This window comes from Pseudoalteromonas sp. P1-25 (assembly GCF_001401805.1).
Classification (GTDB): Bacteria; Pseudomonadota; Gammaproteobacteria; order Enterobacterales; family Alteromonadaceae; genus Pseudoalteromonas.
Map to the genome: position 1 here is coordinate 1 of NZ_LKDW01000007.1, position 13,468 is coordinate 13,468.

General features: G+C 37.6%; 13 protein-coding genes. 7 read left to right on the forward strand and 6 right to left on the reverse strand.

Going from position 1 to position 13,468, the window contains the following annotated elements; translation table 11 throughout:
- The first annotated feature begins 457 nt into the window (after positions 1 to 457).
- The 6 genes from AN393_RS06285 to AN393_RS06310 all read left to right on the forward strand — a co-directional run bounded on the left by AN393_RS06285 (position 458) and on the right by AN393_RS06310 (position 7,192).
- Complete coding sequence (locus AN393_RS06285) at positions 458 to 1,780, forward strand: hypothetical protein (protein ID WP_082422682.1); 1,323 nt, start codon at positions 458 to 460, stop codon at positions 1,778 to 1,780.
- A gap of 139 nt (positions 1,781 to 1,919) precedes the next feature.
- Positions 1,920 to 3,224, forward strand: a complete 1,305-nt coding sequence (locus AN393_RS06290; RefSeq protein WP_055014787.1) for a sugar ABC transporter substrate-binding protein — start codon at positions 1,920 to 1,922, stop codon at positions 3,222 to 3,224.
- 114 nt (positions 3,225 to 3,338) lie between these two features.
- Complete coding sequence (locus AN393_RS06295) at positions 3,339 to 4,211, forward strand: carbohydrate ABC transporter permease (protein WP_024033631.1); 873 nt, start codon at positions 3,339 to 3,341, stop codon at positions 4,209 to 4,211.
- Between the two features lie 2 nt (positions 4,212 to 4,213).
- Positions 4,214 to 5,044, forward strand: a complete 831-nt coding sequence (locus AN393_RS06300) for a carbohydrate ABC transporter permease (protein ID WP_004586533.1) — start codon at positions 4,214 to 4,216, stop codon at positions 5,042 to 5,044.
- Between the two features lie 10 nt (positions 5,045 to 5,054).
- Positions 5,055 to 6,068, forward strand: a complete 1,014-nt coding sequence (locus AN393_RS06305) for an ABC transporter ATP-binding protein (protein ID WP_055014788.1) — start codon at positions 5,055 to 5,057, stop codon at positions 6,066 to 6,068.
- A gap of 164 nt (positions 6,069 to 6,232) precedes the next feature.
- Positions 6,233 to 7,192 carry a sugar-binding transcriptional regulator gene (locus tag AN393_RS06310; RefSeq protein ID WP_004586535.1) on the forward strand — a complete coding sequence of 320 codons (960 nt, stop codon included), beginning with the start codon at positions 6,233 to 6,235 and terminating at the stop codon, positions 7,190 to 7,192.
- Between the two features lie 573 nt (positions 7,193 to 7,765).
- Here the strand turns inward: AN393_RS06310 and AN393_RS06315 are convergent.
- The 5 genes from AN393_RS06315 to AN393_RS06335 all read right to left on the reverse strand — a co-directional run bounded on the left by AN393_RS06315 (position 7,766) and on the right by AN393_RS06335 (position 11,180).
- Entirely contained in the window at positions 7,766 to 8,371 is a 606-nt protein-coding gene (locus AN393_RS06315; RefSeq protein ID WP_161804164.1) for a hypothetical protein, read from the reverse strand.
- Positions 8,331 to 8,543: a hypothetical protein gene (locus AN393_RS20430; RefSeq protein WP_055017626.1), complete on the reverse strand. Its 213-nt coding sequence runs from the start codon at positions 8,541 to 8,543 to the stop codon at positions 8,331 to 8,333. The genes AN393_RS06315 and AN393_RS20430 overlap by 41 nt, the downstream gene beginning before the upstream one ends.
- A gap of 973 nt (positions 8,544 to 9,516) precedes the next feature.
- Entirely contained in the window at positions 9,517 to 10,089 is a 573-nt protein-coding gene (locus tag AN393_RS06325) for a tRNA-(ms[2]io[6]A)-hydroxylase (RefSeq protein WP_055014789.1), read from the reverse strand.
- Between the two features lie 75 nt (positions 10,090 to 10,164).
- Positions 10,165 to 10,794 carry a sulfotransferase gene (locus AN393_RS06330; protein ID WP_055017627.1) on the reverse strand — a complete coding sequence of 210 codons (630 nt, stop codon included), beginning with the start codon at positions 10,792 to 10,794 and terminating at the stop codon, positions 10,165 to 10,167.
- Between the two features lie 11 nt (positions 10,795 to 10,805).
- Positions 10,806 to 11,180 (reverse strand): MAPEG family protein, encoded by a 375-nt coding sequence (locus AN393_RS06335; RefSeq protein ID WP_055014791.1) that lies wholly within the window; start codon positions 11,178 to 11,180, stop codon positions 10,806 to 10,808.
- A 119-nt stretch (positions 11,181 to 11,299) separates the two neighbouring features.
- On the opposite strand from AN393_RS06335, the gene AN393_RS06340 reads away from it, so the two are divergent.
- A complete protein-coding gene (locus AN393_RS06340) occupies positions 11,300 to 12,658 on the forward strand; it encodes a DUF2254 domain-containing protein (RefSeq protein ID WP_055017628.1) in 1,359 nt (452 codons plus the stop codon).
- Here AN393_RS06340 and AN393_RS06345 read toward each other — a convergent pair.
- Positions 12,648 to 13,376, reverse strand: coding sequence for an SIMPL domain-containing protein (locus AN393_RS06345; protein WP_055017629.1), 729 nt, complete (start codon positions 13,374 to 13,376; stop codon positions 12,648 to 12,650). The two genes, AN393_RS06340 and AN393_RS06345, sit on opposite strands and share 11 nt — an antisense overlap.
- Positions 13,377 to 13,468: the final 92 nt, after the last annotated feature.

Consider the following 13,468-nt stretch of genomic DNA (forward strand, 5'->3'; position numbering starts at 1 on the left):
TAAAAAATTCTCATTTACGACTGCATGGATGCAGAAGGTAGAGCAATGCAGGAGCAATTGCCGAGAACAACTAAATAGCGAATTTTTTGCCTTGCCATCAACACGTTTATCCATCCTCAAAATAGATCACTTAATTATGCGGATTGGTATAAATGTTAAATAACGCGCTTCAATAGGCCTCTGTAGTCCAGTTTAAATAAGACTTTAGTCATAAATAGTAATTTTATTTTGAAATTCGAAACTATTAACCCCTTGTTTATAAATATAAATTTTTATAAATACGATTTCATGTAAATGTTTTGTAATAAAAGATGTTGACGTTACATTATTCATTTGTGATTATGCTCACTAGCTGAGCCAATGCTCATTGAGAAGTTTAAAAACACATTTTAGTAAAATGCTCATTTGCTTTAGCTGCACACTGAAAATACACAACACACTAAATAGAGAGTTCATTATGTTAAATAATAAGAAAGCTAAATTTGCGCTAACGTTAGTAGCAGCAGCGTTGGCGGCGCCAGCACAAGCAGATATGTCAGATTACTTTGACCGCCTTGACGTTAACTTTCTAGCAATGCAAAACTTTCAGTCTATTCAAGCTAAAGACGGTTCATTTCGTCCTGAAGATGAAGAGCAATCATCAGGTTTTGGGCGTATAAGAGCTAACTTAATGCTTAAGTTTCATATCAATGAATACATTACTGCCGACATTGATATAGCCGAAGAGCCAAACGATTTTGGCGGCGGCGACCGTGATTTTTCGTTTCATAATGACTTTGCAGGTATTGAATTCGATTTACTTGGCTTATACGGCACACCAAACGAAAACGAAAATTTAACGCTTCGTTTAGGTAATATTGGTGCCTCTCCATTTCAGTTTAAAGGTTTTCAAGATGGCGCTGATAACCAAGGTAATGCCTTAATTGGTAACGGCATTAACGACTACGCAACCGCAGAAAACGGTGCACAATTAAGCTACACAGAAACATTTGACAGTGGTGTGCTTCGTTCTTACAACGTGGCGGGTCATATTACAACATCAAGTTTTGGTGAAGCATTCCAAGAAGATAGAGGCTTTAACTACCGCTTACAAGGTACGTTAGAGTTTGAAGGTGGCTTTAAAGTTGGTTTAAATTACTTACAAGCTAACCAAGGCGACCAGCTTCGTTTTGAAAATGGCGTAGCAAGCTTAGATGGACTTACTACAACAAATTACCGTTTTGGTGATGGCGAAAACTATAACTTTTCGGCTTCTCCTTCAAGCGAACGTGATACTCACGTAGGTGTTATGCCAGGCCTTGATCAGTCTATCATTCAATTAAATTTAGCGTATCAGCCATCAGATCAAACCAGCATCATATTAATGTTAGGTAAATCGTCTGACGATTACACCTTTGCAGACTCTGCAGGTAACGCAGTGGCAGGTATTACCTACTTTGGCACAAATGGCGTAGCAGACGAAAACGGCACCACATTTGATTCAAACAGCGTAATTAAAGGCGAGAGCTCAGTAGAATATTACGCAGTTGAAGCGCAGCAATACATTATTCCTGAAAAACTTTACGTAGCCGCACGCTATGCAGAGTCAGAAAACACTTCCGATTTAATCAGCCAAAACGATAACACCGTTGAGCGCTTACAAGTAGCCGCAGGTTACTGGTTTACTGATTCAACACTATTAAAAGTTGAGTATGTAAACCAAGAAGAAGGCGCAAACTCAGGTGGTCAAATTGGCCGTGGTTTTGACGGTTTCACCTCAGAAATCTCAGTTAAATTTTAAATAGCTTACTAACTTACTGTTTGGTTTAAAGGTAATTTCAGCGTTGTAAATACGTTGAAATTACTCACCGCTTTATTTACTAAGGCGCTTTACAGTTATTTTTTAAGCGTCATTTAACATATTTATGAGGGTTAACCCGATGAAAACTAAATTATTAATGCTCGCGTGTTCAGTTATGGCTATTAACGTAGCCGCTAAAGAAACCATAACCATTGCCACTGTTAACAATGGTGACATGATCACCATGAAAGAGCTAAGCAATCATTTTGAAGAACAAAACCCAGATATTTCATTAAAATGGGTAACACTTGAAGAAAATATTTTACGTCAACGTGTAACAACCGATGTTGCCACAAAAGGCGGCCAATACGACGTAATGACTATTGGCACCTATGAAGTGCCAATTTGGGGTAAACAAAACTGGCTAACTGAGCTTGATAACCTAGGTGAAAATTACGACGTTGATGACTTACTACCTGCTATTCGCAGTGGTTTAACGATAGATAACAAATTATACGCGGCCCCATTTTATGGCGAAAGCTCTATGGTTATGTACCGTACAGATCTAATGGAAAAAGCCGGTTTAGAAATGCCAAACGCGCCTACGTGGAGCTTTATTCAAAAAGCTGCAAAAGCAATGACCAATAAAGATGAAGGTGTTTATGGCCTTTGTTTACGTGGTAAGGCAGGTTGGGGCGAAAATGTGGCTTTAATTACTTCAATGGCAAATTCGTTTGGCGCTCGTTGGTTTGATGAAAATTGGAAACCACAATTTAACACCCCAGAGTGGAAGGCTACACTCCAGTACTATGTAGATGTTATGAAAGAGTCTGGTCCTGCGGGTTCGTCAGCGAATGGCTTTAACGAAAACCTAGCGTTATTTCAAACGGGTAAATGTGGTATTTGGATTGATGCAACGGTTGCTGGCGCATTTGTAACCAATAAAAAAGATTCTGAAGTAGCTGATAAAGTAGGCTTTGCACTTGCACCTGATAATGGCCTTGGTAAACGTGGTAATTGGCTATGGTCATGGACACTTGCAATTCCTTCAAGCAGTAAAAAATCTGATGCTGCAATGAAATTTATTAGCTGGGCTACATCAAAAGAATACAGCCAATTAGTTGCCGATAACAAAGGCTGGGCAAAGGTACCACCAGGGACTCGCGCATCACTTTATGAAAACGAGCAATACATGAATGCAGCACCGTTTGCACAAATAACGCTTGATTCTATTAATTCGGCCGACCCGAAAAATCCTACTGTAAAACCCGTACCTTATGTTGGCATTCAGTTTGTGGCTATTCCTGAATTTCAAGGCATTGGCACGGCTGTTGGGCAACAGTTTTCTGCTGCACTTACTGGGCAAATGACTGTTGAGCAAGCGTTAAGCACATCACAGCGCTTAGTTGAGCGCACCATGCGTAAAGCACGCTACCCTAAATAAGTAGGCGGGTAAGTTAAATGCTTACCTCGTATTTTTCGTCAGCATTAGCATGTTATCTAGTAGCCGTTTGTCGTTGTTACTAAGGTTAATGCTGACTTTTTGAAGGTCACTGATATGGCAACTACACAGTCTCGTACGCTTGCACGCATAATGCTATTTCCTAGTGTAATTTTATTACTAGGATGGATGATAGTGCCGCTGTGCATGACACTCTATTTCTCATTTGTAGATTACAACTTACTTATTCCTGGTGAACGTGAATTTGTAGGCTTTTTAAACTACGAGTTTTTTTTAACAGATCCTGCATTTGTTGAATCCTTTTTTAATACCCTTTATTTAGTAACGGGTGTATTAGCTATCACTATTTGTGGTGGTATTGGTTTAGCTGTTCTCCTCGACCAAGCAATATGGGGGCGAAACTATGTTCGTATTATGGTTCTCGCCCCATTTTTTGTTATGCCAACCGTATCGGCTTTGGTGTGGAAAAACATGTTTATGAACCCTGTAAATGGATTATTTGCACATTTTGCAATATGGCTTGGGTTTGAGCCAATCGACTTTTTTGCACAAATGCCGTTGTTTTCAATCATTATTATTGTTTCTTGGCAGTGGTTACCGTTTGCAGCGTTGATATTACTCACGGCAATTCAATCGCTTGACCGCGAACAACTCGAAGCTGCCGATTTAGATGGTGCCGGGCCTTTTAGTAAGTTTTTTTACATAGTGCTACCGCATTTATCACGCGCTGTTACCGCTGTTATTTTAATTGAAACTATATTTTTACTGTCTATTTTTGCAGAAATTTTAGTGACAACCAGTGGCGGGCCTGGGTATGCATCAACCAACATTACCTACTTAATTTACACCCAATCGTTATTACAATTTGATGTAGGCGGGGGCTCAGCAGGAGGCATAGTTGCAGTAATTATTGCCAATATTGTAGCCATATTTTTAATGCGCCTTATTGGTAAAAACTTAGAGGGTTAATCATGGCTAGTGCAGCAAATAAAAAATCAAAACTAATTTATACCCTGGCAGCATGGACCATCAGTGGGATGATTTTTTTCCCAATTTTGTGGACATTAATCACCAGTTTTAAAACCGAAGCAGAAGCAATATCAGCCACACCCGCGTTATTTGCTTTTGATTGGACGCTGGAAAACTACCAAGATGTGTTAGCGCGCTCGCCGTATTTTGACCACTTTTGGAACTCAGTGGTTATATCACTAGGCTCAAGTTTATTGGGCTTATTAATAGCGGTACCAGCCGCGTGGTCAATGGCGTTTGTACAAACGAAAAAAACTAAAAACCTACTTATGTGGATGCTTTCTACAAAAATGCTCCCGCCGGTAGGGGTGTTAATTCCTATTTATTTACTCTTTAGAGACTTTGCTTTGTTAGATACAAAACTGGGCTTAGTTATTGTTATGACCTTAATAAACTTACCAATTATGGTATGGATGTTATACACCTACTTTAGAGAAATTCCGGGTGAAATTTTAGAAGCGTCACGAATGGATGGCGCAACTATTGGCGAAGAAATATTTCATGTATTACTGCCAATCGCATTACCTGGCATAGCCTCAACATTACTGTTAAACGTAATTTTGGCATGGAACGAAGCATTTTGGACACTCATTTTAACCGCTGCGAATGCCGCACCACTAACGGCATTTATTGCCAGTTACTCAAGCCCAGAAGGGTTATTTTACGCCAAGTTGTCGGCAGCTTCTGCCATGGCCATTGTGCCAATATTAATTCTTGGTTGGTTTAGTCAAAAACAATTAGTGCGCGGCTTAAGCTTTGGCGCAGTAAAGTAGGAGAACACACATGGGCAGCATCACACTAAAAAAAGTAACTAAAAGTTTTGATGAAGTAAACGTAATTAAACCGCTTGATTTAGAGATAAAAGACGGCGAATTTATTGTATTTGTAGGGCCGTCGGGCTGTGGTAAATCAACATTACTACGTATGATTGCCGGATTAGAAGACACAACCAGCGGCACAATTGAGATTGATGGCCAAGATGCAACACAGACGCCACCGGCAAAACGTGGCTTAGCTATGGTATTTCAATCATACGCTTTATACCCGCACATGAGTGTACGCAATAATATTGCGTTTCCACTAAAGCGTGCAAAAGTAAGCCCTGCTGAAATTGAAAGTAAAATAGCAAATGCCGCTAAAATACTCAATTTAACTGATTACTTAGACCGTAAACCAGGGCAATTATCGGGCGGGCAGCGCCAACGTGTAGCAATAGGTCGCGCAATAGTAAGGCAACCGTCGGCATTTTTGTTTGACGAACCGCTTTCAAATTTAGATGCATCGTTGCGTGTAAATATGCGCTTAGAAATTTCAGAGCTACACAAAAGCTTAGCTACAACAATGATTTATGTAACACATGACCAAGTTGAAGCAATGACAATGGCAGACAGAATTGCCGTATTTAATGGTGGCATTATTGAGCAAGTTGGTACGCCACTTGAGCTGTATCAGCACCCGGTAAATAAATTTGTGGCAGGCTTTATTGGTTCACCAAAAATGAACTTTATTGAAGTAGATAACGATAGCCATGCACAAACGCACAGTTTAGGTGTGCGTCCTGAGCACTTTGAAATTTCATCTGAGACAGGTACTTGGCAAGGTACTGTAGGCGTAATCGAGCATTTAGGTTCTGAAAGCTTTTTACATGTAACCATTGAAGGTGGCAGTACGGTTACAGTAAAAGCAGATGGCGATTGCCCACTAAAATATGGCGACACTATCTATTTAAGTGCGCCTGAGCACAAGGTACATAGATTTGATAAAAATGGGTTAACGATTAAAAACCCAACAGTTTAATCCGCTGTTTTAAACCAATACTTTAGAAATAGCAAATTTACCTAAAGTATTGGTTATTAAATTAATGTGACACTTCGGCATTTTATAAATGAATGATATATTTGCAAATATTATAAAATGATTTATCGCTAAAATTAAGCGGCTTATCAAAATAAGAGGTTTATGTGGCAAAGCTATCAAATACAGAAATACGTAAGCTCGATGATGCAGCTAGAGCAGGGTGGCTCTATTATGTTGCGGGTAAAACACAAGACGAAATTGCCAAAAAGCTCAATGTATCTCGTCAATCGGCTCAGCGTATGGTGGCATTATCTGTAAGCCAAGGGCTTATAAAAGTAAGGCTCGATCATCCTATTGCTAAATGCATGGATTTAGCAGAAAAAATTAAAAGCCGCTTTGGTTTAGACTCCTGTGAAGTAGTGCCAAGTGATGGTTCAGATCCAAACTCTACAGTGGGTTTAGCGCAAGCCGGCGCAGCTGAGATACAGCGCCATTTAAAATCGGAAACACCGAAAATTTTAGCTATGGGTACTGGGCGCGTATTACGTGCATGTGTTGATGAACTGCCAACGCTAGATTGTAGCCAACACAAAGTAGTGGCTATGCTTGGTAATATGGCACTTGATGGGTCGGCTTCACCTTATGATGTGGTTGTTAGAATGGCCGAGCATATAAATGCAAAGCATTACCCAATGCCGCTTCCTGTATTACCAAGAAGTGTTGAAGAGAAACAGCAATTGCATTCACAGCATAATATTACCAGTAACTTAAAATTGGCCACTCAAGCCGATGTGACTTTTGTTGGTGTAGGTAGCTTAGGCGAAAAATCGCCATTACATATCGATGGCTTTGTAGATGAGCAAGAACTAAAAGAGCTACAAAATTTAGGAGCTGTTGGCGAAATGATCAGCTGGGTTTACGACAAACGCGGCCAATTAATTGATTGCACTGTAAACCAACGCGTTGCCAGTACGCCATTAAAAATTGAAGGTAATAAACAAATTTATGCCATAGCTGCAGGTGAAGATAAAGTACTTGCGATACTTGGTGCAGTTAGATCAAATATGATCAGCGGTTTAATTACTAATGAATACACCGCAGAACGTATTTTAAGTATGGATTAGCCTAGGTTGTTTTAGGCAACTTTTTAAAACCTACGGTAAAGCTGGCTGAATGAGTTTTTATTTTCAAAAAGGAAACCTAACTGGCTTTTTTAAATACGAACAAACTTTGTATAAATTTAGGCATTTTAAAACGTGTTTAAAAAGTACTGTGATGAATGAACGTTGATGAAAATTACAATCTAAAAGCCTATGTGTTTAAAACTTTAAAGTAACCAACGCTTAAAGTACTTTGTGAGAAATACAGTCAGTAAAGTGCTGAGTGTAATGAATAATAAAAGCGTAATGATCAGGAATAAACTAAAAAGCATAGTTTGCTAAAAACAAACCTAATGTCCGATACCGTCTAGTATTGGACATAGCAGGAGTGTATTACACACTCCTTATTATAATATACATAACTACCTATAATTTATATTATGTTAAATAAGATGAATTATTACATAACCAAAGTAAGTAGCTTCTATTATTTGTGGTTAAACCCCTATTTATGATGTTTTGAGTAATACCGTTTAAAGTTGCTCTTTCAAAGTGCTTTAATACATTCCTATTAAAATTTATGCATGATACATTTATTTAGTCAGCTTTAGTCTCTCTTTTATGTTGGGTTTCCATTTCAGGTTTTAGCTTCTCATGCCAATTCTTTGCTCTAATCCGCATTTTGACTTCGGAAAGACTATTTTCATACAGTCCATCAATTAGTGTTTCATTGTGAATAATTAATCTTTCTAAATGGTATAGTTCTTCTAAGGCATCATTTATTGTTGTGATATTTTTTATATAATCAATCTTTGAATTATATGTCTTCTCAGCATCCTTGAACCTCTTATTAGCTTCATCACTCAAGGTATCAATTAATTTCAAAATACATTTCATATTATCAGCCTCTAAATTAGAGTCAAAAACTAGGCTAGACAATGAATTAACCTTATATTTTAGATTTAGGTGAACAGAATGATATCTAGAAATTAAAACGTACAAATCTCGTTTAATTTTACTTAATTGAACAAGTTCTTCATGCTCTCTAGACATACGCGAATTTTTGTATGTTTTAACACTAATATATACAGCAGAACAACCTATCAAAAAAGTTATCAAGGGTTGAAAAGCTCCTAAAATAAGTAAAAAACTCTCTAAAAGTTTAATCAATTCTATTCCTGTATTTAAAATGTAGTTTTTCAAGTGTCTCCAAAATAGTGGCTTTTCGCAACTTATTTATTATATAAACGCTTCGCTCAATTGTATTGCCATTATCTAAACCTGTTGGGCAACCTTGTAAACAGTTGTCTGCACTTGCACTGTGCGCAAAACATAACCCTGTAAGTACTATTGATGCCTTTATTATTGTGTTCATTGTTTTATCCTCAATTAAATGAGGGTAAAAATTAGCAGTACATTATTACAGCAATATGTATCTAACTAATTGTTTATAAATACAATAATATCGTCTTAGGCTTTTGGTATTACTAATATAAGTCGTGAGTATACAGTTACCCTCGCCTTATATTTAACGCAATAACGTTGTTTGTAGACCTAGCGAATAAAGGGGTTTTTATACACCTACAAGCATTATGTTAAATTGCGCTCTTTGTGGTTTTCTATGTATAATCACCCTAATATAAAGCGTATACGCACACTTATTGCGTGTAAATATTAATCAATTAAAAGCGATTTATACTTTAATGGTTTAATACTAAAAAATAGATGAAAACAAAAAAGCGGTTTGAGTAACCTAATTATATAAAAATTAATACAGCTCTAACGGCATGGTTTTATGTACGTGTTAGCCAAAATGGTTAACTAGGCCTTTAAAACTAAGGTGTTTTGAAACTTTTTATCAGCCAAAAATTCACCCATTAACGAAGTTACTCGTACTAGTTTTTCATCCATTACTCAGTGCCGTGCTTTTTCGGTCCTAGTAGGTGTTACGTTTGCTAATAATTGAACTAATTTAAGTGTGCAACATCATAAAATCTGGGGTTCATGTTCTAAGTTTTTAAACTCACCTGTCATTATTTTTTTGCACTGGGCATTAAGGTACATCAGTATTTTTGAAGTATTTGATACACCATAGTTAAATAAATCGGGTGCAATAACTTTGTGTTATTTGGTAATGTGAAATAAAGGCGTGAACAAATGAAAGGTTTACAGCAAAGTTTATTGGTATGGTACACAACAAAGCTGAGCTGCTTTAATTTTAAAGGCGCATATTCAAATAAAGAATTAAAAATAAAAAGTATTTTAAGTCCTAATAACTATGTCCTTTAAACAAGGGCATAGTAAAAACCATACCCCAATTTATGCACAAAAAAGTGCCCTATTTATTCTTAATGCAGTGCAGCTGTAAAAGGAATGCTTTTACAAATTTCAGCTTCTGCTACTAGTAGCTCTTCTAAACGAACGTCAACTTCTTCTTTATCAAAGTATTCGTACGCTAACTCTACAAATAAGTTTTTATGTTTCTCTTCTGATTTAGCTATGGCTACATAAAAGTCTTTTTCTTTACCCTCTGGTAATGCTTGAGCAACTAACGAAAAACGCTCGTGGCCACGGGCTTCTATTACGCCGCCAACCAATAATCTATCCATTAAAAATCCATCGCGGCCATGTCTAAATAAAGCACGTATTTGTTTGATGTACGGATCTTTTTTGTCATCGCCTAAGTTTGTATCGCGTTCTATAAGCAGTTTAAGCACTTGTTTAAAATGGATTAATTCTTCTAGCGCTAAATCGGTCATGGCTTTTACCAATTTACGTTTGTCTGGGTAATGAGACAGCATAGAAATAGCCATGCCCGATGCCTTTTTTTCAGCAGCGGCGTGATCTTGTAAAAATGTATTAAAGTCGGCTAAAACCGCTTCGGTCCATTCAAATGGGGTGTTGTATTTCAATTCAAACATTTTTTGTACTACTTAGAAAATTATGCGAGGATTTTAGCGTATTTGCCAGTAAAAATCTTGCAGCCTAGCGCAAAATTATCGCAAATAAGGTAAATGCTTATCTATGCGCCCTTTTGCTGTTGAGTCAATTTTTAAAGGGTGTTTTATATCGTTCCAAGCGGTCACTTTGCCGCCACTATTCATTTTTTCAAAGTCGGTGCGCTCGGTTTTAATAGCCAAAAACGCAGTGAGCTGAGCAAAACTTTGTGGATTAGCTATATCAATTTCTAAATAATCGTTATTACGGTGCTTAAAATACTCCCGCGCCTGTGTTAAATGGGTGTCGTAACACGTTGATAAATAATCATCATTGTTAATGTTATCAATGGTTAAGTCATTAAAGGTCGTTAAGTAACAACGTTTAATATGAATATTAAACCCGCCATCTGGGCGCGTTAAATTAGTGTACATACGCTGCAATAATTGCCTAATTGAGGGGATCCAAGCTGTTTTTTCGCGGACTAAATAGATAAATTTAGCGCCGGGGTAATGGTTATCTAATGCTTTGTAGTCATTAAATACAGGGGTATCGGCTATAGCTGTGGCATTTTCAAAACAATACGCGGTGTACGCGGTGTGCGCAGTGGCAATGCCAAACTCTAAAAAAGCGTGGCATACACTCGTGGTGCCTGTACGAGGAAGTCCAATTATAAATAGTTTACTCATAAGGCTATTACTTAACTATTTCGTGTTACAAGTAATATAAAGGCACTAATAACCATTACTAAAAAGGTGGCAATGGTCCCAATTTGGCGGTATTTAAGGTTCTTTTCAACTATGCCTAAATTGTGAAACACGCGCCCTATTAATAATGCGCCACCTAAAATATTACAATAATGGCTGGCAAGGCCTTGGTATTCGGCTAAAAAAAGCAAAATAATCGCAAATGGTACGTATTCCATAAAGTTGGCGTGAGCACGCACAGCACGTTGTAATTTAGTGTTGCCGTTATCGCCTAGCGACACTTGCTCACTGCGGCGCACTTTGATCACATTAAAACTTAAGTAAATATAATAAAACGCTAAAAGCGCAGCATACGTTGAGATTATCACGGTATTGTCCTGTTTTTATTTTTGGCAATAATAACATAGTTTTGCACAATCATAAGTTTACTTGGTAAGTATGCTAAAGTGTGTATTAGTTGAACTTAATAATGCAATTAAAGGAATTTATGTTTGTCCCACGCAAAGTAGCCGACCGCTACCGTGAAATGATCAACAGTATTGGCTTTTATCCTTCTGTACTCTCGGTTGGTTTTTTACTTTTTGCTGTTTTAACCATGTCGCTAGAATATATTGCACCTGTAGAGCAGCTTAAATCGTTTATATCTGTGATGTTAGTAGATAGCGCAGAAAATGCCCGTACAATTTTAAGCACCTTAGCGGGTAGTATTATTTCGCTTACCGTATTTAGTTTTTCTATGGTGATGGTGGTATTAAATTCGGCCAGTGCCAGTTTATCACCACGAGTTGTACCTGGGCTTATTACCCGAAAATCGCATCAAATGGTATTGGGCTTTTATTTAGGTAGCATAATTTACTCAATTATTATGCTCATTAATATTAATAAGCTCGAAGGCGGCGACACGGCTATTCCATCGCTTGGGGTGTTGCTGTCTTTGGTGTTTGGCTTAGTGTCGCTTGGTTTGTTTGTATTTTTTATTCATTCAATATCTAAAGCTATTCAAGTAGATAATGTACTTAATGGTTTATTTAGCCAAACAAAACGCGAAATTAAAGCCATTGTTGATAGGCAATCAGAAAAGCCATTCACTGACTTTCCTGATTTTACACAGTGGCACTCAGTTAATAGTACGACCGAGGGGTATTACAAAGGCGTACACACAGATAAATTATGCGCCATATTAGCCGAGGAAAACATTCGGGTGTATATCTCGGTAAACCAGGGCTATTTTACCGTTAAAGGCTATCCGTTTTTAAAATGTGACAAAGACATTTCTAATAACGATGAGCTAATAGCTAAAATTTTAGATTGCTTTATTTTTTATATAGAAGAGTACATTAGCGATCATTACCGTTATGGTTTAACGCAAATTTCAGAAATTGCCGTAAAAGCGATGAGCCCAGGTATAAACGATCCCGGTACAGCGGTTAAATCGATAGATATGCTAAGTATTTTATTAATTGAGCGGCTGTCGCTTAACGATATAAACTATTCGTTTAAACACAGTGACAATGCCCCTTTGCTCTTTATACACGAAACCAGTTTTGATGAGTTGTTACACGATAACTTTACGCCACTGCGCAATTACGCAAAAGCGGATGCGTATGTGATGACGAACGTTTTAGAAGCTTTTAAAAATATATTGTTTGTGGCGCATAAAGATGAAGATGCACGAAATAGCCTATTTAATTACTTAATCGCCATAGTCGATGACATAAATGAGCATGTGAGTAACGAATATGATAGACAAGAAATTACCAACATGCTCAATGCTATAGCCCGTATTAGCAAGCCTCAAGGGGAAAAACTAGTGGCTCGTTTTACAAACCAACAGACTAGTCAATAATATAAACCGCATAGCTTGACGCAGTTATTTTAATTTCTCCAGCATGATACGCATCAGGAACAAAATTCCCTGGTGCACTATCTGCCACCATCATGGTTTTTTCTGCACGGGTATAAGGCTGCGCAGGTACGTTCATTGGGCTAAGTGACGCCGTATACAGCCCTTTTAGTTCAACACCATAATCTGTACTTAATTCTTTGGCGGCTTTACGGGCATCTTTAATGGCCAGCTTTTGCGCTTGTTTGTGTAGCTCCTCATAATTACTCGCTAAAAACTGAGTTTGGTTTATTTGGTTAATGCCATTATTTACTAAGTTTTGTAACAACTGAGGGTATTTTTCGATTTCAGAGAGTTTAACGCTTAACGTGCGTGATACCCTAAAGCCTTTAAACTCTTGATTACCCGATGTGCGGTTATATTGGCTTTCACGATTTATAGAAATATGCCCTGCATTAATATTAGCGTCTTTAATACCCAGCTCTTTTACTAATTTAATTGCTTTGGCCATGGTTTTATCGGCTTTGTTTTTAGCATCAATTAGGTCTTTATTTATTTCTACAATGCCTACGCTTAATTGTACGTAATCAGGCATAGTGGTAACGGTTGCTTCACCTTTAACATAAATATGGGGAGCGTTAGGCGTTGAGTTTGCATGCGCAGCAAGGCTTAAGGTACTTAAGGCAATTGCGCTACTTAATATAAGAATGTGTGTTTTCATTGCATTATCCATTGTATTTCGTTGTCTCTATTAAAGAGCCTACGTGGTTAACAATAAATGAACAAGCACAAAAAAACAGGCAATTGCCTGTT

Excerpts from the sequence above, each read along its gene's own strand:
- AN393_RS06285 (WP_082422682.1), top strand. The coding sequence starts at position 458 with ATGTTAAATAATAAGAAAGCTAAATTTGCGCTAACGTTAGTAGCAGCA.
- AN393_RS06290 (WP_055014787.1), top strand. The coding sequence starts at position 1,920 with ATGAAAACTAAATTATTAATGCTCGCGTGTTCAGTTATGGCTATTAAC.
- AN393_RS06295 (WP_024033631.1), top strand. The coding sequence starts at position 3,339 with ATGGCAACTACACAGTCTCGTACGCTTGCACGCATAATGCTATTTCCT.
- AN393_RS06300 (WP_004586533.1), top strand. The coding sequence starts at position 4,214 with ATGGCTAGTGCAGCAAATAAAAAATCAAAACTAATTTATACCCTGGCA.
- AN393_RS06305 (WP_055014788.1), top strand. The coding sequence starts at position 5,055 with ATGGGCAGCATCACACTAAAAAAAGTAACTAAAAGTTTTGATGAAGTA.
- AN393_RS20430 (WP_055017626.1), bottom strand. The coding sequence starts at position 8,543 with ATGAACACAATAATAAAGGCATCAATAGTACTTACAGGGTTATGTTTT.
- AN393_RS06325 (WP_055014789.1), bottom strand. The coding sequence starts at position 10,089 with ATGTTTGAATTGAAATACAACACCCCATTTGAATGGACCGAAGCGGTT.
- AN393_RS06330 (WP_055017627.1), bottom strand. The coding sequence starts at position 10,794 with ATGAGTAAACTATTTATAATTGGACTTCCTCGTACAGGCACCACGAGT.
- AN393_RS06340 (WP_055017628.1), top strand. The coding sequence starts at position 11,300 with ATGTTTGTCCCACGCAAAGTAGCCGACCGCTACCGTGAAATGATCAAC.
- AN393_RS06345 (WP_055017629.1), bottom strand. The coding sequence starts at position 13,376 with ATGAAAACACACATTCTTATATTAAGTAGCGCAATTGCCTTAAGTACC.